The organism is Herbaspirillum sp. C7C8 (genome assembly GCF_022627875.1).
Classification (GTDB): domain Bacteria; phylum Pseudomonadota; class Gammaproteobacteria; order Burkholderiales; family Burkholderiaceae_D; genus Herbaspirillum.
Genome location: NZ_JABXGG010000005.1, coordinates 110,373 through 129,155, shown reverse-complemented (window position 1 = coordinate 129,155; position 18,783 = coordinate 110,373). Strand labels below are relative to the sequence as shown.

Here is an 18,783-nt window from a genome sequence, read left to right as displayed (position 1 = left end):
CCCGCCCGCGAGTGCAGCGGGATCAGACCAGCAGTCCCCATAGCAGCAGCGTCATGCCCAGCCCGATCACCGAGACCAGCGTCTGGATCACCGACCAGGTGGCCAGGGTCTGCTTCAGGTTCAGGCCGAAGTATTCCTTGACCATCCAGAAGCCGGCGTCATTGACGTGGCAGAAGAACACCGAGCCCGCACCGATGGCCAGTGCCATGAGCGAATTGTGGGTGGCAGAAAGGCCCGCCACCAGCGGCGCGACGATGCCGGCGGTGGCAGTCGTGGCGACGGTGGCCGAACCGGTTGCCTGGCGCAGCGCCACGGCGATGATCCAGGCCAGCAGGATCAGCGGGACGTGGGTGCCATCGGCGATCTTGGTGATGGTGTCGCTGATACCGGCCGACAGCAGGGTCTGCTTCAGTCCGCCACCCGCGCCGATGGTCAGCAGGAGACCGGCGATGGGCGGCAAGGCACGGCGCAGCGTGGCGCCGACTTCAAAGCGGCTGCTGCCCTGGCCCCAGCCCAGCACCACCACGGCAAAGAGCACCGTCACGGTCAGCGCAATAATCGGTTCACCGAAGAAGTTGAGCATTTCAAACAGCTCGGTCTTGGGCGTGACCCAGATGCGCGCCACGGTGCGGCCCAGCATCAGCACCACCGGCAGCAGGATGGTCACCAGCGCCACCAGGAAGCTGGGCTGCGACTGGCCTTCACGGGCGCTGAAGAGTTTGCCGATCTGGTCCGGTTCGGCCAGGTTCAGGCGCGGCGCGATGAAGTTGCCGTACAGCGGACCGGCAATGATCACCGCCGGAATGGCCACGATGAAGCCCAGCAACATGGTCGTGCCCAGGTCGGCATGCAGCGCGGAAACGGCGATCAGCGGGCCCGGATGCGGCGGCAGCAGCGCGTGCAAGGTGGTCATGCCTGCCAGCGCGGGAATGGCCACGCGCATGATCGGCAGTTCGGAACGACGCGCCATGACGAAGATGATCGGGGCCATCATCACCAGCCCCACTTCAAAGAACAGCGGCAGGCCGACCACCAGCGCCACCAGCGCCATCATCCAGGGGATGATGCTGCCGCGCGCATAGCGCAGGAGCGTGTTGACGATGCGGTCGGCTGCGCCCGATTCGGCCATGAGCGCGCCCAGCATGGCGCCCAGCGCGATGATGATGCCGGCTTCACCGAGCAGGCTGCCGGCCCCTTTGCTGAAGGCCTTGGCGATGTCTTCCAGCGGCAGGCCGGCACCGATGCCGGCCACGAAGGTGCCGATGAGGATGGAGAGGAAAGGAGCGATGGACAGGAAACTGATCAGCACCACAATGGTGACCAGTGCGGCCAGCGTCACCAGCAGCAATTGCGTGTCCTGGGCCGCCCAGGCGGCCAGATGCGTCGAAATCAAGATAGATCCTTCTACAGGTGTGGATGAATGCGCATCGCTTCATTGAACGATGTCTTTTGCACCCCTCCGCAAGCCTGTTTGGGGCAGGCCTGGTCTCCTCCCAAAGAATCCGGCATGCCGAATGTCCGGTCTCAGCCCGCTGGATGCGGGTCTTACATCTTTTGCCAGACGCTGGCCAGCCACGGTTGCTGCTCGCGCGGCAAACCGTCAGGGCGGTAATAATGCCGCAATTCAACGAAGCCCGCTGGCACCACATAGCGCCGCCAGCCTTCCAGGCTATGCCAGACCCCATAGCGCGGACCGCTCCAGCCTTCCAGATCATTGCCGCGCGGATTGGAACTGAAGAGGATGCCACCCGGCTTCAGGCTGGCATGCAGCTGTCCCAGCACGCGCGGCAGCTCGGTGGACGGCACGTGAAACAGCGAGGCATTGGCAAAGATGCCGTCAAAGCGTGCCAGCGGCAGATCCAGCTGCAGGAAATCCTGATGCAGGACTTCACAGCCGCTGGCCGCGCGCGCCATCTCGACGAATTCGGCCGTGCCGTCCAGCCCCACGGCCACATGGCCACGCCGGGTGAATTCGATCAGGTCTCGTCCCGGACCACAGCCGAGGTCCAGGATCGTGAACGGCCCCTGCCCGGCTGGCCCCGACCTGGCGTGCAGGGCATCGAGCAGGGCCGCCATGTTCTGGCTGACGTCATGATCCCAGGTCCCCTCGCGGAAACTTTGCGCGTTGCTGCTGTAGTGCGCAATCGTGCCCACTACCGGATCGCGACCGATGCTCATGTCAGCCCCCGGTGACGGGCGGGAAGAAGGCCACCTCGCCACCATCGACGATCTCGGTATCGGCCTCAGTCATTTCATGGTCGTAGGCCATGCGCAGGTTCTTTTCCGGTCCCAGCACTTCGGCCCAGATGCCGCCCCGGCCCATCAGGAAGGCGCGCACGTCGCCGACGGTCTTGACGCTGTCGGGCAGCTCGATGATTTCCTGCGAGGTCTGCAGGGCTTCGCGCACGCTGGCGAAGAAACGGAGTTCGATTTTCATGGGATGTCCTTGATGATGGCAGCAGACCCTCAGTGGGCGATATGAATCTTGCTGCGGATATGCTTGAGATGAACCACGATGGTAAAGGTCATCATCACCAGCAACGACCAGGCACTCCATTTGCCCAGGTGCACGGTGGACCAGGCCCCCATCTGGTTGGGATAGCGCCAGATGCCGAAGAAGGTACTGATGTTCTCGGCCAGCCAGATGAAGAACCCGATCAGCAGGAACGCCAGCAGCAGCGGCATCTTGCGGTCCCGGTCCAGCGGGCGGAACAGCACCGTGGAGCGGGCATACAGACCCAGTGCGCAAGCCGCCAGATACCAGCGGTAGTCGCCGATGTAATGATGCGTGAAGAAATTGACGTAAATCAGCAAGGCGATCAGGGTCGCCATCCAGTACGGGGGATGATGCTGGATGCGCAGGTCGAACAGGCGCCAGGCCTGGATGATGTAGCTGCCCACGGCGGCATACATGAATCCGGAAAACAGCGGCACCCCGAACAGCTTGGTATAGGCGAAGTCAGGATAACTCCAGGACTGGATCGCCCCCGAGGTCTTGAACACCTCCAGCGCAAAACCGACCACGTGGAAGACGCTGATGGCCTTGAGTTCGGCCATGGTTTCGATCCGGGTCGAGACCATCCATGCCTGCACCAGCAAGGCGAAGAGCAGCAAGGCATCATAGCGGGGAAGGCCGAGCAGTCCAGCGCGCGGCATCAGGAAAACGGCGGCGAAGAAGAGGCCCGCAAACAGGCAACAGCGCGCTTCCTTGATGCCGAACACGAGAAATTCCAGCACGAAGCGACGCCAGCCGGTGGCCTCGCTGGGAATGCTGCTGCTCAGGTACTGATCGATGTCAGCCAGTCTCATCGGAGCTCCGTCGGCTTCAGTTCAGCAGCGCATCGAACGCCAGGAACTGCACCGTATCGCCGGCAGCGATGGTTTGTCCGGGCGGATTGTCAATCAGACCATCGGCCCAGACGGTCGAGGTCAGCACCGCCGACCCCTGACTGGGGAAAAGATCCAGCCCGCCCTGAGCGTTGCGACGTACCCGCAGGAATTCCCGGCGGCGGTCGGCGCGCGGCCAGTCGAAGTCGGCCCGCATGGCCACCGGCTGCGGCAACACGGACTCGTGCGGCAGCCCTTGCAGGCGCAGGATGAAGGGCCGTACGAACAGCAGGAAGGTCACAAAGGACGACACCGGATTGCCCGGCAATCCCAGGAAGAAAGCTTCACTTCCCTCTTCACCCACCTCTGTTCCGCGCCGCACCTGGCCAAACGCCAGCGGCTTGCCAGGCTTCATGGCGATCTGCCACATGTTGATACGGCCCTCAGCTTCGACAGCGGGCTTCACATGGTCTTCTTCCCCCACCGAGACGCCGCCGCTGGTGATGATGAGGTCGTGCTCGCGAGCGGCCTCGCGCAGGGTCAGGCGGGTCGCCTCCAGACTGTCGGGCACGATGCCGAAGTCGCTCACCTGGCAGCCCAGTTTCTGCAACAGGCCGCGCAGCAAGAAGCGATTGGAATTGTAGATGCCGCCCGGCTTCAATGGCTGGCCGGGCATGGTCAGTTCATCGCCAGTGAAGAACACCGCCACACGCACCGGCCGCAGCACCTGCAGCCGCGCCTGACCGATGGAGGCCGCCAACCCCAGTTCCTGCGGGCGCAGGCGGGTGCCGGCCGCGAGGATGGTGCTGCCCTGGCGGATGTCTTCACCGATCATGCGCACCCATTCACCGCTCTTGGGGACATGGCGGATCACCACGTAGTCGCCCTCGGTCTCGCAGGCTTCCTGCATGACGACGGCGTCAGCGCCCTGCGGCATCATCGCACCGGTAAAGATGCGCGCCGCCGTACCCGGTTCCAGCGGCTGGCCCACGTGGCCCGCCGGAATGCGCTGCGACACGCGCAGGCGGGCCTGGCCCGATGCGCAATCGGCCGCACGCACGGCGTAGCCATCCATTTGCGAATTGTCCATGCCGGGCACGTCGATGCAGGCCGTGACCGGCTCGGCCAGCACGCGGCCACCAGCCTCCAGGACATCAACGCTCTCGTGTTCCAGCACCGGCACGGCAGCCGCCAGCAAGGTGTCGAGCGCCTGGCTGACGTCCTGCATGGGAGCACGGGGCGGCTGGTCGGATGAGGGGGCGACGGTGGGAGTGGACGTGGAGGACATGGCAAGCCTGAGGGAGAAGATCGGATGACGGGTGAGCGTTGTTTTCTGGTCGATACAGCGACCCGACATTCTAATGCAATCAGCGCCCCGCCGCGCTCCATGAAAAACGCCGTCCGGGCGCTGGGCGCGGACGGCGTTGCAATGACGACTGCGCGGCTTACAGGTCGGTATGCTCGGCCACGTAAGCCTTCACGCGGGCGGCATCGGCCGGCATCACCTCGAAGCGCTGCGGCAGCGCCTCGATGTTCTCGAAACCGGCGGGACGATCGGCATCGCGGCCCAGGGCTTCGCGGATGGTTTCATTGAACTTGGCCGGCAAGGCGGTTTCCAGCACGATCATGGTCACGCCTGGTACCAGATGTTCGCGGGCCACCTTGATGCCGTCGGCAGTGTGGGTGTCGACGGTAATGCCATAGGCCTTCTCGGCGAAGCGGATGGTCTCCAGACGGTCGGCGTGGGTCGACTTGCCGGAGGCAAAACCGTACTGCATGACGCTGGCGAATTCATTGCCGTCGCTGCCGGCCTGGCCGCTGAGGTCAAAGCCGCCCTCGGTCTCGACCTTGTGGAACAGGGCTTTCACGCGGGCGCTGTCGCGGCCCAGCAAATCATAGACGAAGCGCTCGAAGTTGGAGGCCTTGCTGATGTCCATGCTCGGGCTGCTGGTGTGGTAGGTCTCGGCCGACTTGCGCACGCGGTAGTGGCCGGTGCGGAAGAATTCGTCCAGCACGTCGTTCTCGTTGGTGGCCACCACCAGCTTGTCGATGGGCAAGCCCATCATGCGGGCGATGTGGCCGGCGCAGATGTTGCCGAAGTTGCCCGAAGGGACGGTGAAGGACACCTTCTGCTCATTGCTGGTGGTCGCGGCCAGGTAGCCCCGGAAGTAGTACACCACCTGGGCCACCACGCGTGCCCAGTTGATCGAGTTGACGGTACCGATCTTCTTGGTGGCCTTGTACTCCAGGTCGTTGGAGATGGCTTTGACGATGTCCTGGCAATCGTCGAAGACGCCTTCGACCGCCAGGTTGAAGATGTTGGGGTCTTGCAGGCTGAACATCTGGGCGGTCTGGAAGGCGCTCATCTTCTTGTGCGGCGACAGCATGAAGACGCGGATGCCCTTCTTGCCACGCATGGCGTATTCGGCAGCGCTGCCGGTGTCGCCTGAGGTGGCGCCGACGATGTTCAATTCCGCGCCCTTTTTGGCCAGCGCATATTCGAACAGATTGCCCAGCAATTGCATCGCCATGTCCTTGAAGGCCAGCGTGGGGCCGTTGGACAGGCTTTGCAGCACCAGCTTCTTGCCTTGCTCGTCCTGCAGGGTACGCAGCGGGGTTATCTGGCTGGCATCTTCACCGACGCGGGCGTTGCGGTAGACGTCGGCGGTATAGGTCTTGTGGGCCAGCGCCTTGAGGTCCGCTTCCGGAATGTCGGTGGCGAATTTCTTGAGGACTTCGAAGGCCAGGTCGGCATACGACAGCGTGCGCCACTGATCCAGTTCGGCGCCGCTGACCTGCGGATACGCTGCCGGCAGGTACAGGCCGCCGTCAGGGGCCAGGCCGCCCAGCAGGATGTCAGAAAAGGAAGGAGTTGCAGCGTGACCGCGGGTGGAAACGTAGTGCATGTCGATAGGATGCGCCGGCAGGCGGCGAGAGCGTGGAGTGGGAGGAAAGTCCTCGATTATACGGCCAGCGGGCGCTGCACAAAAGCGCGGCATGGAAGAAAGCTGCACCGGGATGCCGTGCCATGGCCAACGATGCTGGTCGTGCACGGCCAATGTTGCACCGAATCATCATGGCATGGAGGGCAGCTGAAATAAAACGTTACCGCCCTTGAAAGCCGCGCATGGCCGGGCTATGCTGCGCCACTTCGTGCAGCACCGCCGGGATGGCGGGAATGTTTGCGCGCTGGCCACATCAAAGACGCATTTCACACTCAAAAGGATGGAAAACGGCATGAACCACAAGATCAAGACCCTGCTGGCCACGGCCGGCCTGTTCGGCGCCCTGCTGGCGAGCCTGCCGGCGCATGCCGAGAACTGGCAATCGCTGGGCGGCACGGACAGCTCCGAGCTGCTGGTGGACACCGACTCCATCATCGAATCCGGCGGCATCCGCGAGGCCTGGTCGATGTGGAACTTCAAGCAAGCCCGCCCCAACAACGGCGACCCGAGCTTCCCGACCCTGAAGTCCTACAAGGACTTGCACCAGTACAACTGCAAGGCCGGCTCCATGAAGCTGGTGCGTGAAATCATCTTCGCCGAGAACGATGGCAAGGGCGACAAGCGTGACCACAGCGATGCCCTGAAGGGACAAGAGTTCAACAAGCCCAAACCGATGTCGGTGGGCGACGCCATGCTGCAGGCGGTCTGCAATTTCGAACTGAAGAAATGATCATAGGGGGCCTTGACCACCCCCTTTCCCGATTTAATGAAAAACGGAGCCCGCGAGCTCCGTTTTTCATTGCTGCCTTGAGCGCTGATCAGCCCAGTTCTTCCAGGCGGATCTTGGTGACCTGACCAACCACGGTCGCCAGGGATTCGATCTTGGCGATGGCGGCCTCGATGTTCTTTTCCTGGGTCTGGTGGGTCAGCATGATGATGTCGGTCTGCTGCTCGCCTTCGGCCGGCTCCTTCTGCAGCATGGCATCGATGGAAATGGTCGAATCAGCCAGGATGCGCGTCACATCGGCCAGCACGCCAGCCTGGTCGGCCACGCGGATGCGCAGGTAGTAGCTGGTCACCACTTCGCTCATCGGCAGCACCGGGGTATCGGCCATGGCATTGAGCTGGAAGGCCAGCGAAGGCACGTGGTGCTCCGGATCGGCGGTCGCCAGGCGGGTAATGTCGACCAGGTCGGCGATGACCGCTGAGGCGGTCGGCTCGGAACCGGCACCCTTGCCGTAGTACAACGCTTCGCCCACGGCATCGCCGCGCACCACCACGGCATTCATCGCGCCCTCGACATTGGCGATCAGGCGCGAGGCCGGGATCAGCGTCGGGTGTACGCGCAGCTCGATGCCCTTCTCGGTCTGGCGGGTAATGCCCAGGAGCTTGATGCGATAGCCCAGCTTCTCGGCGTAGGTGATGTCGCTGGCCTGCAGCTTGGTGATGCCTTCCACATGGGCCTTGTCGAACTGCACCGGGATGCCGAAGGCGATCGAGGCCATGATGGTCAGCTTGTGGGCCGCGTCCACGCCTTCGATGTCGAAGGTCGGGTCGGCTTCGGCATAGCCCAGGCGTTGCGCTTCCTTGAGCACCACGTCGAAGTCCAGCCCCTTGTCGCGCATCTCGGAGAGGATGAAATTGGTGGTGCCGTTGATGATGCCGGCGACCCACTGGATGCGGTTGGCGGTGAGACCTTCGCGCAGCGCCTTGATGATGGGGATGCCACCGGCCACGGCGGCCTCGAAGGCCACCATGACGCCCTTTTCCTGCGCCGCCTTGAAGATTTCATTGCCGTGCTTGGCGATCAGGGCCTTGTTGGCCGTGACCACGTGCTTGCCGTTGGCGATGGCCTTGAGCACGAGGTCGCGGGCGATGTCATCACCGCCGATCAGTTCCACGACGATATCGATCCCGGGATCGTTCACCACCAGGTTGCCGTCGTTGACGACCTTGACTTTTCCCTGGGTCAGTTCGGTCGCGCGGGCAGTATTGCGAGCGGCGACCATGGTAATTTCAATGCCCCGGCCTGCACGGCGCGCAATCTCTTCCTGGTTGCGCTGGAGAACATTGAAAGTACCGGAACCCACGGTGCCGATGCCGAGCAAACCTACTTTGATGGATTTCATATTGTCTTCGTGGTTGATGAAAAATGACCGTCACGCCGCTGGCCGCAGCATGACGGGGACTGCAGAAACGGATCAGGCCGTACCGTGACGACGGCGGTAGCCTTCCAGGAAGTGCGCAATGCGCCCCATGGACTCGGTCAGGTCGTCGGTGTTGGGCAGGAACACCACGCGGAAGTGGTCCGGCGTGGGGCAATTGAAGCCGGTGCCCTGCACGATCAACACCTTTTCCTCGGCCAGCAGCTCGTAGGCGAATTCCTGATCGTCCTTGATCGGATAGATCTCCGGATCCAGGCGCGGGAACATGTACAGCGCCGATTTGGGCTTCACGCAGGTCACGCCGGGGATATCGGTCAGGAGCCGGTGTGCCAGGTCGCGCTGCTTGGTGAGGCGACCATTGGGCGCCACCAGGTCGTTGATGCTCTGATAGCCGCCCAAGGCGGTCTGGATGGCGAACTGGCCAGGCGCATTGGCGCACAGGCGCATGGAGGCCAGCATGTTCAAGCCTTCGATGTAGTCGCGGGCATGCTTCTTCTCCCCCGACACCACCATCCAGCCGGCGCGGTAGCCGCAGGAACGATAGTTCTTGGACAGGCCGTTGAAGGTGATGAACAGCACGTCATCGGCCAGCGAGGCCAGCGAGGTATGGGTGTTGCCGTCGTAGAGCACCTTGTCGTAGATCTCGTCGGCCAGAATGATCAACTGGTGCTGACGCGCCAGTTCGATGATTTCCTTGAGCACGTCCACCGAATAGAGCGCGCCGGTCGGGTTGTTGGGATTGATGACGACGATGGCCTTGGTGTTGGGCGTGATCTTCTTCTTGATATCGGCGATGTCGGGCTGCCAGCCTTGCTGCTCGTCGCAGACGTAATGGACCGGAGTACCGCCCGACAGGCTCACCGCCGCCGTCCACAACGGATAGTCGGGCGAAGGGACCAGCACTTCGTCACCGGTGTTGAGCAGCGCGTTCACGCTCATGACGATCAGTTCGGAGGCGCCATTGCCGAGATAGATGTCATCGATGGTGACACCCTCGATCTTCTTTTGCTGGGTGTAGTGCATGACCGACTTGCGCGGGGCGAACAGGCCCTTGGAATCGGTGTAGCCGGAGGCATTGCCCATGTTGCGGATCATGTCCTGCACGATCTCGTCGGGCGCATCGAAGCCGAAGGCGGCCAGGTTGCCGATATTGAGCTTGATGATCTTGTGGCCCTCTTCCTCCATCTGACGCGCTTTTTCCAGCACGGGACCCCGAATGTCGTAACACACATCTGCCAGCTTCTTGGATTTCTGAATCGGTCGCACAGCTCTTCCTCTATTCGTTTCGCGCCAGGCCGCACCGGCTGCCGGCCGGGCCTGCCCTGCTTCATCGGCCGCATGCGCCGGACCGGAACCTTTACCTCGCGGTTCTCTCCATTACCACGCTTGCCGTCATTTTCCTGCATGTTTTTGCCTGCTGCAGTGCAGTGTAAAGCACTTGCAAAGAGGCCTGCGGCGGCGCCCCATGGGCTTGCCGGGAACCGGCCATTTTGCCCAAAGCTAAGCATTTTATCAATCAAATAGGCGTGCGCCAGGGTCGGAAACGGCTACAATGGCGCACTTTACGACCAGGTTGCCGCGATGTATGTCGACCTGACATCATGGCCTGGACGTTCGCCCCGCGGGGCCGCCTGCAACCCATCCTGCCCATCTGCGATGAAGCTCCATTCGACCGAAACCAAGCAATACCAGACCGTCACCGCCTACGACGAAGACGGTGTCGAGCTCAATGCCATCCGGTTCACCAACAGCCTGCTGGTACTGCCCGAAAGTGAACCGGTGCCGTGGCCGGTAGAGCGCTTCGAGGCACTCACCACCGAGCATTTCGCCCAGATCGATGCTACCGCGCCCGATGTGGTCATCCTGGGCACCGGCGAACGCCAGCGCTTCGTGCATCCCAGGCTGACCACGGCGCTGACCGCGCGCCGCATCGGCGTGGAGTGCATGGATAACCAGGCGGCCTGCCGCACCTACAACATTCTCATGGCCGAAGGGCGCAAGGTGGCCCTGGCGCTGATCATCGCACCCCAGGCCTGACGCCGGCACCTGCCGCGACAAGAAACCGAAGAACACGCAACAAGGAACCGCTGTCAATGCGCGAACTGTACAAATCCAAGGCGTTCGTCTGGACGCTGATCATTCTCTTCCTGCTGGTCTGGTTCTGGATGCTGGGCGCCCGCGTGCTGGTGCCCACCGACGAGGGCCGCTATGCCGAAATGGCGCGCGAGATGGTGGCCACGCAAGACTGGATCACCACCCGCCTGAACGGCATCAAGTACTTCGAGAAGCCACCCCTGCAAACCTGGATGAATGCCATCACCTTCGAGCTGTTTGGCCTGGGTGAATGGCAGGCGCGCCTGTGGACGGGCCTGTGCGGCCTGCTCGGCATCGGCCTGGCGAGCTATACCGGCACCCGCATCTTCAATGGCCGCGTGGGCTTCTATGCGGCACTGGTGCTGGCCTCCAGCTTCTTCTGGGCGGGCATGGGCCACATCAATACGCTGGACATGGGGCTGTCGGGGATGATGACCATCGCCCTCTGTTCGCTCCTGATGGCGCAGCGCGACGGCGCCTCCCGCGAGAGCCAGCGCAACTGGATGCTGCTGTGCTGGGCCGGCATGGCGCTGGCGGTGCTGTCCAAGGGTCTGATCGGTATCGTCCTGCCGGGCGCGGTGTTGGTACTCTATTCAATCTTCGCGCGCGACTGGGCGATCTGGAAGCGGCTGCACCTGATCAAGGGCCTGATCCTGTTCTTTGCGATCTGCACCCCCTGGTTCCTGGCGGTGTCGCTGCGCAATCCGGAGTTCCCGCAGTTCTTCTTCATCCACGAACACTTCCAGCGCTTCACCACCAAGATTCATAGCCGCACCGGTCCGTGGTACTACTTCATCCCCATTCTGGTACTGGGCATCATTCCCTGGCTGGGCGTGTTCTTCCAGAGCCTGTGGAAAGGCACCCGCGAACAGCGCGATACGGCCGGCTACAACAGTCTCAACGGCGGACGCTTCCAGCCCAAGCGACTGCTGCTGGTGTGGGCGGTATTCATCTTCGTGTTCTTCAGCATCTCGGACTCCAAGCTACCCTCCTACATCCTGCCGATCTTCCCGGCGCTGGCATTGCTGATCGCCTGCTATCTGGAAGAAGCCGACTACAAGGCGCTGGCCTGGGCCGGCTCGCTGGTGGCCCTGCCCTCGGCGGTGGCGCTGGCCTTCATCCCGCGCGTGCCCTCGCTGGCCAAGAACGCCTACTCCCTGCCGCTGATCGAAGCCCACGTGCCCTACCTGTATGCGGGTGCCCTGATCTTCTTCGTCGGCGGCATCGCCGCCATCCGTCTGGCGCGTCAGCACAAGGACTGGGCCGTGACCTCACTGGCGACCACCGCCTTCCTGGCCGGCCAGTTGCTGATGCTGGGCCATGACCCGCAAGGCCGCTATTCCGCAGGCGTGGACTACGTGCCCGTCCTGCAGGCCGAACTGAAGCCGGAAACACCGATCTATCTGGTCGGCCGCTATGAACAGGCCCTGCCCTTCTATCTGCGCCGCACCATGATCCTGGTGGAGCATGCCGATGAGATGGAGTTCGGCCTCAAGCAGGAACCGCAACTGTGGCTGCCGACCGTCGATGCCTTCGTGGCACAGTGGGTGGCCGACCATGCCGCCGGCAAGAAGGATATCGCCATCATCGATCCGACCATCTACAAGCAGCTGGTCGAGCGCAAGCTGCCCATGCGCCTGATCGGCCAGGACCCGCGCCGGGTGATCGTGGCCAATGATCCGGCCCCCGCCGTTCCGGCCGCTGGCGAGAAGAAGGCCGCGAAATGAACCTGACGACATTTGGCTTCATCTTTGTCGGCATCTGCCTGAACGCAGTTGCACAATTGCTGCTCAAGGCCGGCACCAATGCCGTCGGCGCGATCCACCTGACGGCGGACAACTGGTTTTCCACCGGGCTCAAGCTGGCCACCCAGCTGCCCATCATCGGTGGCCTGTCCTGCTACGTGATTTCGGTCGGCGTGTGGATCATCGGCCTGTCGCGCGTGGATGTGACCATCGCCTACCCGCTGCTTTCCCTGGGCTACATCATCAATGCCATCGGTGCCTGGTACTTCCTGGGTGAGGCGGTCACCCCGCAGCGCCTGCTGGCCATTGGCGTGATCATCGTCGGTGTGGTCTTGCTGACCAGAAGCTGATTTACAATACCGCGTTGCCGTGCGCCCGGCGCGCCGGCAACAGCCCTGCCGCCTGGCGCGGCCCTCCCCCCTGAATATCGTCTGACCGGATTTCACCATGAGCCTGCCCTTTCTGCCGTTTGCCAAACCCACCATCGATGAAGCCACCATCGCCGCCGTCGGCGACGTGCTGCGATCGGGCTGGATCACCAGCGGCCCCAAGGTGCAGGCCTTCGAAAAGGCCTTGTCGGAGTACCTGGACGGGCGCATCGTACGCACCTTCAGTTCCGGCACCTGCACGATGGAAATCGCCCTGCGCATCGCTGGCATCGGGCCGGGCGATGAGGTCATCACCACCCCGATCTCCTGGGTCGCCACCGCCAACGTGATCCTGGAGACCGGCGCCACCCCGGTCTTTGCCGACATTGATCCGGTCACCCGCAACATCGACCTGGATCAGCTGGAGGCGGCCATCACCCCGCGTACCAGGGCCATCATCCCGATCTACCTGTCCGGCCTGCCGGTGGACATGGACCGCCTCTACGCCATTGCCGCCAAGCACCAGCTGCGCGTGGTGGAAGACGCCGCCCAGGCACTGGGATCGACCTGGAACGGCAAGCGCATCGGCGCCTTCGGCGACTTCGTTTCCTTCAGCCTGCAGGCCAACAAGAACGTCACCAGCTCCGAAGGCGGTTTCCTGGTGCTCAACAATGCCGAGGAAGCCCGCCTGGCCGAGAAATACCGCCTGCAGGGCGTCACCCGCAGCGGCTTCGACGGCCTGGAAGTGGACGTCCTGGGTGGCAAGTTCAACATGACCGATGTGGCCGCCGCCATCGGCCTGGGGCAGTTCGCCCATATCGACGCCATTACCGCCCATCGCAAGGCGCTGGCACGCCACTATTTCGCCTGCTTCGGCAGCGACTTCGAAGCCAACTACGGCGCCCAGCTGCCGGTGGCCGATCTCGACAACTCCAACTGGCACATGTTCCAGCTGGTCCTGCCAGAACGCATCACCCGCGCCGCCTTCATGGAAAAGATGATGGAAAAGCAGATCGGCATTGGCTATCACTACCCGGCCATTCATTTGCTCAAGCTCTACCGTGAACGCGGCTTCAAGGAAGGCATGTTCCCGGTGGCCGAGCGCGTCGGCCAGCGCATCGTCTCGCTGCCCATGTTCAATGCAATGAGTAAAGAAGACGTTGAGCGCGCAGTTGAAACGGTAAAATCGGTGCTTGGCTGATTTTTGCGGTTGATGCGAAGAAATTCGGCATAATTCGATTTATTTGCATTCCTGCAATGTCGCAGCAGCACACTCCCTGGCCTGAACGCCGCGATGAAGCTGATCGTGGCGCATCGGGCCTTTGATTTATGGACGTCGATACGGCTCCGTCCGTGCCGACACCACGCAATTCCAGCAATTTACGATATTTGATGAAACCAGAACTGTCCGTCGTCATCCCGGTATACAACGAGGAATCCGGGCTCTCCAAACTGTTCGAGCGCCTCTACCCGGCGCTGGACGCCCTCGGATACCGCTATGAAGTCATCTTCGTCAACGATGGCAGTCGCGACCGCTCCGCCGGCATCCTGGCCGAGCAATACCGCATCCGCCCGGATGTGACGCGCGTGGTGCTCTTCAATGGCAACTATGGTCAACACATGGCAATCATGGCCGGCTTCGAGGCCACCCGTGGCGAAGTCGTGGTGACCCTGGACGCCGACCTGCAGAATCCGCCCGAAGAAATCGGCAACCTGGTGGCCAAGATGCGTGAAGGCTACGACTACGTCGGCTCGATCCGCCGCAAGCGCCAGGATTCGGCCTGGCGCACCTATGCCTCCAAGGCCATGAACCGCCTGCGTGAAAAGATCACCCGCATCAAGATGACCGACCAGGGCAACATGCTGCGCGCCTATGGTCGCAATGTCATTGACCTAGTCAATCAGTGCCGCGAGGTCAATACCTTCGTACCGGCGCTGGCCTACACCTTCGCGCGCAATCCGACCGAGATCGTAGTGGAACATGAAGAACGCTCGGCCGGGGAATCGAAATATTCCTTCTACAGCCTGATCCGCCTGAACTTCGACCTGGTGACGGGCTTCTCGCTGGTGCCGCTGCAATTCTTCTCGCTGCTGGGTATTGCCCTGTCGTTCGCTTCGGCCGCGCTGTTCATCCTCATCGTGCTGCGCCGCCTGCTCATCGGTGCCGAAGTGGGCGGGGTGTTCACGCTGTTCGCCATCACCTTCTTCCTGATGGGCGTGATCCTGTTCTCCATCGGCCTGCTGGGCGAATACATCGGCCGCATCTACATGCAGGTGCGCTCGCGCCCGCGCTATGTGGTGCAGGCCATCCTTGAGCAAGCTACTTCAGAAGACAAGCAAGCCCTATGAACGCCGTCGTCTTTGCCTACCATGATGTGGGTGTACGCTGCCTGAAGGTCTTGCTCGCCCGCGGCGTGCAGGTGTCCCTGGTGGTCACCCATGAGGACAACGCTGCCGAGAACATCTGGTTCGGTTCGGTGGCCGGCCTGTGCCGCGAGCACGGCATTGCCTGCATCACCCCCGCCGATGCGCGCTCGCCGCAGTTGCTGGCCCAGCTGCAGGCCGCACAGCCGGACTTTATCTTCAGTTTTTATTACCGCCATATGCTGCCGGTGGAAGTACTGGCCTGCGCCAGGCGCGGTGCCTACAACATGCACGGCTCGCTGCTGCCCAAGTATCGCGGGCGCGTGCCCATCAACTGGGCGGTGCTGCACGGCGAAACCGAGACCGGCGCCACCCTGCATGAAATGACGGTCAAGCCGGACGCCGGCGCCATCGTGGCGCAGACGGCCGTGCCCATCCTGCCCGACGACACCGCCCATGAAGTCTTCGGCAAGGTCGTCGTGGCCGCCGAAATGACGCTCTGGAACGTGCTGCCGGCCATGCTGGCCGGCCAGACCCCCAACCTGCCCAATGAGCTCTCGCAAGGCAGCTACTTCAGCGGCCGCAAGCCCGAAGATGGCCGCATCGACTGGCGCCGTACCGCCGGCGAGGTCCATAATCTGGTGCGCGCGGTGGCCCCGCCCTATCCTGGCGCCTTCGAAGAAATCGCGGGTGATAAAATTACGGTCACGAGAACCCGGCTGGTTCCGCCAGCGGCCCATCCCGCGCTGCAGCGGGCCCACGGTACGCAGGACAAGTTCTTCGAAGGTGGCAAGTTGTACGCCCGTTGTGGCGATGGCAACTTCCTGCAGATTCTGGGCATCCAGATCAATGATCAGGATGCTTCACTCAACAATTACCTGAAATACATGGCCTCCTGAAGTCCGGCCATTCACTAGCTCTCAACATTATGAAAAAAGTCCTCATTCTCGGCGTCAACGGCTTCATCGGCCATCACCTGTCCAAGCGCATCCTGGAAACCACGGACTGGCACGTCTATGGCATGGACATGATGACCGACCGCATCACCGACATTCTGGAAAACGAGGCCTACAAGTCGCGCATGCACTTCTTCGAGGGCGACATCACCATCAATCAGGAATGGGTGGAATATCACGTCAAGAAGTGCGACGTGATCCTGCCACTGGTGGCCATCGCCACCCCGTCGACCTACGTGAATGCCCCGCTGCGCGTCTTCGAGCTGGACTTCGAAGCCAACCTGCCGATCGTGCGTTCGGCGGCCAAGTACAAGAAGCACCTGGTCTTCCCCTCGACCTCGGAAGTCTATGGCATGTGCCATGACGAGGAGTTCGATCCGGAAGAATCCGAACTGATCTGCGGCCCCATCAACAAGCCGCGCTGGATCTACTCCTGCGCCAAGCAACTGATGGACCGCGTGATCTGGGGCTATGGCATGGAATCGGGCCTGAACTTCACCCTGTTCCGTCCGTTCAACTGGATCGGCGCCGGCCTGGACTCGATCCACACCCCCAAGGAAGGTTCGTCGCGCGTGGTGACCCAGTTCTTCGGCCACATCGTCCGTGGCGAGAACATCTCCCTGGTCGACGGCGGCCAGCAGAAGCGCGCCTTCACCTACATCGATGACGGCATCGATGCCCTGATGAAGATCATCGCCAACGAAGGCGGCGTAGCCTCCGGCAAGATCTACAACATCGGCAACCCGACCAACAACTACTCCATCAAGGATCTGGCTGACATGATGTTGAAGCTGGCCGCCGAGTATCCTGAGTACGCCGAGACCGCCAAGCAGGTGCAACTGGTCGAGACCACCTCCGCGGCCTACTACGGCAAGGGTTACCAGGACGTGCAGAACCGCGTGCCCAAGATCACCAACACCTGCGAAGAACTGAACTGGGCGCCCAAGACCACCATGGCCGACACCCTGCGCAATATCTTCGACGCCTACCGCAGCCAGGTGGCTCAGGCTCGTGCGCTGATGGACTGATCGTCTGCTTGTCAGATGGACCAAGGCAAACCGCGCTTCGGCGCGGTTTTGCTTTTTTGCTCATTTCCCGGCCGGCTTGAATGCAGAACAGATCCCTTAGCTGACACTGCATTGCCCCTCAATGCTGCGCCGCTGCATATTGTTCTATCCCGCGCAGGATGCTAGTCTCGCAACTTGTCGTCCGTCACCGCAGACCAACGCCTGGCGCCACGCCCAGAACATGGCGGACCACCGCCGATTACCTTCTTTTCCGGTCCAGCGAATTGCCCAAACTCACTCTCAAGATCGACGCCGATACCTACCGCGGCACCCGCGTGGGCGTCCCCAACCTGATCAATCAGCTGCGTCGCCATGGTGCGGGCGCCACGTTCCTCTTTTCGCTGGGCCCGGACCATACCGGCTGGGCACTCAAACAGATCTTCCGCCCCGGTTTCTTCAGCAAGGTCTCGCGCACCTCGGTGGTGGAACACTACGGCCTGAAGACCCTGATGTACGGCACCCTGCTGCCGGCCCCCGATATCGGCAAGACCTGCGCGCAATTCATGCGCGCAGCCCGGGATGCCGGCTTCGAATGCGGCATCCATACCTGGGACCACCGCGTCTGGCAGGACGACGTGCGCACCGCCCCGGCCCAATGGACGGTCGAAACCATGCACCGCTCCCATGCCCGCTACCGCGAGATCTTCGGCCAGGCGCCGCGTACCCACGGTGCAGCCGGCTGGCAGATGAATGATCACGCCTTCGTCCAGCTGGACCAGTTCGGCATGGCCTATTCTTCGGACGGCCGCGCGCAGTTGCGCGAGGATGGCCGCCTGGCCGATGCCGATGCGGGCCCGCATCGCCTCTCGGCCTTCGGCAAACCGCTGTCCTGCGTGCAATTGCCGACCACGCTGCCCACGCTGGACGAAATCCTGGGCCGCGAGATCGGCGGCAAGATGATCGATGCGGACAATGCCGCTGAGTTTTTGCTTCAGTTGACCAAAGAACCACGTGATCACGTTTTCACTCTGCACGCGGAACTTGAAGGACAGAAACTCGGCCCCATTTTCGAACGACTGCTCACCGGCTGGCGTGCCCAAGGCTATGAACTGGTGTCCATGGGCGACTACTACCAGAGCATCAAGAATGACGTCCTGCCCATCCTGCCGATCGCCTGGGGCGAGTTGCCCGGCCGTTCAGGCGAGATGATCGTGCAGGCCATGTAATCCCGCCAGCCAACCCTCCACCAACAAGATTTCACCTACGGGGCGCCACTTTGACAGACCGACCATCCCTCCTGAACAAGACCGTGCCGGACTTCTCGGCCGCCATGACCAGTGGCAAGACCTTCAACCTGGCCGACTATCGCGGCAAGAACCTGGTCCTGTACTTCTATCCCAAGGACAACACCCCCGGCTGCACCACCGAGGGCATGCAGTTCCGCGACCTGCATCCCGAGTTCCAGGCCGCCAATACCGAAATCTTCGGCATCAGCCGCGACAGCCTGAAGTCCCACGAAAACTTCAAGGGCAAGCTGGGCATGCCCTTCGAGCTGATCTCCGATCCCGACGAAAGCCTGTGCACCATGTTCGATGTCATGAAGATGAAAAACATGTATGGCAAGCAGGTGCGCGGCGTGGAGCGCAGCACGTTTGTGATTGACGCCGCAGGCAAAGTGGTGAAAGAATGGCGTGGAGTGAAGGTTCCTGCACACGTGGATGAGGTGCTGTCCTTCATCAAAACCCTGGCCTGAATGAAGTCTCATACCTGAACGAGCGGTCCGGTTGCTGCATCGCAATAGCCCATCAGGCT

18 protein-coding genes are annotated in these 18,783 nt (G+C 62.2%); 10 read left to right on the top strand and 8 right to left on the bottom strand.

Annotated elements, in window-relative coordinates; genetic code table 11:
• Positions 1 to 22 precede the first annotated feature (22 nt).
• The 6 genes from HWE01_RS08515 to thrC all read right to left on the bottom strand — a co-directional run bounded on the left by HWE01_RS08515 (position 23) and on the right by thrC (position 6,233).
• Positions 23 to 1,393, bottom strand: a complete 1,371-nt coding sequence (locus HWE01_RS08515; RefSeq protein ID WP_241821538.1) for a GntT/GntP/DsdX family permease — start codon at positions 1,391 to 1,393, stop codon at positions 23 to 25.
• Positions 1,394 to 1,545: 152 nt separating this feature from the next.
• Entirely contained in the window at positions 1,546 to 2,178 is a 633-nt protein-coding gene (locus HWE01_RS08510; protein WP_241821537.1) for a class I SAM-dependent methyltransferase, read from the bottom strand.
• A gap of 1 nt (position 2,179) precedes the next feature.
• Positions 2,180 to 2,437 carry a molybdopterin converting factor subunit 1 gene (gene moaD, locus HWE01_RS08505; protein ID WP_008328251.1) on the bottom strand — a complete coding sequence of 86 codons (258 nt, stop codon included), beginning with the start codon at positions 2,435 to 2,437 and terminating at the stop codon, positions 2,180 to 2,182.
• Between the two features lie 29 nt (positions 2,438 to 2,466).
• A complete protein-coding gene (locus tag HWE01_RS08500; protein WP_241821536.1) occupies positions 2,467 to 3,309 on the bottom strand; it encodes a DUF817 domain-containing protein in 843 nt (280 codons plus the stop codon).
• A gap of 16 nt (positions 3,310 to 3,325) precedes the next feature.
• A complete protein-coding gene (locus HWE01_RS08495) occupies positions 3,326 to 4,615 on the bottom strand; it encodes a molybdopterin molybdotransferase MoeA (protein WP_241821535.1) in 1,290 nt (429 codons plus the stop codon).
• A gap of 157 nt (positions 4,616 to 4,772) precedes the next feature.
• A complete protein-coding gene (gene thrC / locus HWE01_RS08490) occupies positions 4,773 to 6,233 on the bottom strand; it encodes a threonine synthase (protein WP_241821534.1) in 1,461 nt (486 codons plus the stop codon).
• 331 nt (positions 6,234 to 6,564) lie between these two features.
• On the opposite strand from thrC, the gene HWE01_RS08485 reads away from it, so the two are divergent.
• On the top strand, positions 6,565 to 7,002 hold the full coding sequence (locus tag HWE01_RS08485) for a surface-adhesin E family protein (protein WP_034350578.1): 438 nt from the start codon (positions 6,565 to 6,567) through the stop codon (positions 7,000 to 7,002).
• Positions 7,003 to 7,090: 88 nt separating this feature from the next.
• Here HWE01_RS08485 and HWE01_RS08480 read toward each other — a convergent pair whose 3' ends face one another.
• Both HWE01_RS08480 and HWE01_RS08475 read right to left on the bottom strand, forming a co-directional pair.
• On the bottom strand, positions 7,091 to 8,401 hold the full coding sequence (locus HWE01_RS08480; protein ID WP_008328246.1) for a homoserine dehydrogenase: 1,311 nt from the start codon (positions 8,399 to 8,401) through the stop codon (positions 7,091 to 7,093).
• Between the two features lie 72 nt (positions 8,402 to 8,473).
• Positions 8,474 to 9,703 carry a pyridoxal phosphate-dependent aminotransferase gene (locus HWE01_RS08475; protein ID WP_034350244.1) on the bottom strand — a complete coding sequence of 410 codons (1,230 nt, stop codon included), beginning with the start codon at positions 9,701 to 9,703 and terminating at the stop codon, positions 8,474 to 8,476.
• A 390-nt stretch (positions 9,704 to 10,093) separates the two neighbouring features.
• Between HWE01_RS08475 and HWE01_RS08470 the strand changes: the two genes are divergently transcribed.
• From HWE01_RS08470 to HWE01_RS08430, 9 genes are all read left to right on the top strand, one after another.
• On the top strand, positions 10,094 to 10,474 hold the full coding sequence (locus HWE01_RS08470; protein ID WP_008328242.1) for an Mth938-like domain-containing protein: 381 nt from the start codon (positions 10,094 to 10,096) through the stop codon (positions 10,472 to 10,474).
• A 56-nt stretch (positions 10,475 to 10,530) separates the two neighbouring features.
• Positions 10,531 to 12,258 (top strand): glycosyltransferase family 39 protein, encoded by a 1,728-nt coding sequence (locus HWE01_RS08465; protein WP_008328241.1) that lies wholly within the window; start codon positions 10,531 to 10,533, stop codon positions 12,256 to 12,258.
• Positions 12,255 to 12,626: a DMT family transporter gene (locus HWE01_RS08460; RefSeq protein ID WP_008328240.1), complete on the top strand. Its 372-nt coding sequence runs from the start codon at positions 12,255 to 12,257 to the stop codon at positions 12,624 to 12,626. The genes HWE01_RS08465 and HWE01_RS08460 overlap by 4 nt, the downstream gene beginning before the upstream one ends.
• A gap of 97 nt (positions 12,627 to 12,723) precedes the next feature.
• Positions 12,724 to 13,845 (top strand): DegT/DnrJ/EryC1/StrS family aminotransferase, encoded by a 1,122-nt coding sequence (locus tag HWE01_RS08455; protein ID WP_241821533.1) that lies wholly within the window; start codon positions 12,724 to 12,726, stop codon positions 13,843 to 13,845.
• A 191-nt stretch (positions 13,846 to 14,036) separates the two neighbouring features.
• Complete coding sequence (locus HWE01_RS08450) at positions 14,037 to 14,993, top strand: glycosyltransferase (RefSeq protein ID WP_034350243.1); 957 nt, start codon at positions 14,037 to 14,039, stop codon at positions 14,991 to 14,993.
• Positions 14,990 to 15,907 carry a formyltransferase gene (locus tag HWE01_RS08445; protein WP_008328237.1) on the top strand — a complete coding sequence of 306 codons (918 nt, stop codon included), beginning with the start codon at positions 14,990 to 14,992 and terminating at the stop codon, positions 15,905 to 15,907. Before HWE01_RS08450 ends, HWE01_RS08445 begins: the two co-directional genes overlap by 4 nt.
• 29 nt (positions 15,908 to 15,936) lie before the next feature.
• Positions 15,937 to 16,992, top strand: coding sequence for a bifunctional UDP-4-keto-pentose/UDP-xylose synthase (locus HWE01_RS08440; RefSeq protein WP_008328236.1), 1,056 nt, complete (start codon positions 15,937 to 15,939; stop codon positions 16,990 to 16,992).
• 263 nt (positions 16,993 to 17,255) lie between these two features.
• Positions 17,256 to 18,197 (top strand): polysaccharide deacetylase family protein, encoded by a 942-nt coding sequence (locus HWE01_RS08435; RefSeq protein WP_241821532.1) that lies wholly within the window; start codon positions 17,256 to 17,258, stop codon positions 18,195 to 18,197.
• A gap of 50 nt (positions 18,198 to 18,247) precedes the next feature.
• Entirely contained in the window at positions 18,248 to 18,724 is a 477-nt protein-coding gene (locus tag HWE01_RS08430; protein ID WP_081486042.1) for a peroxiredoxin, read from the top strand.
• The last annotated feature ends 59 nt before the right edge of the window (positions 18,725 to 18,783 follow it).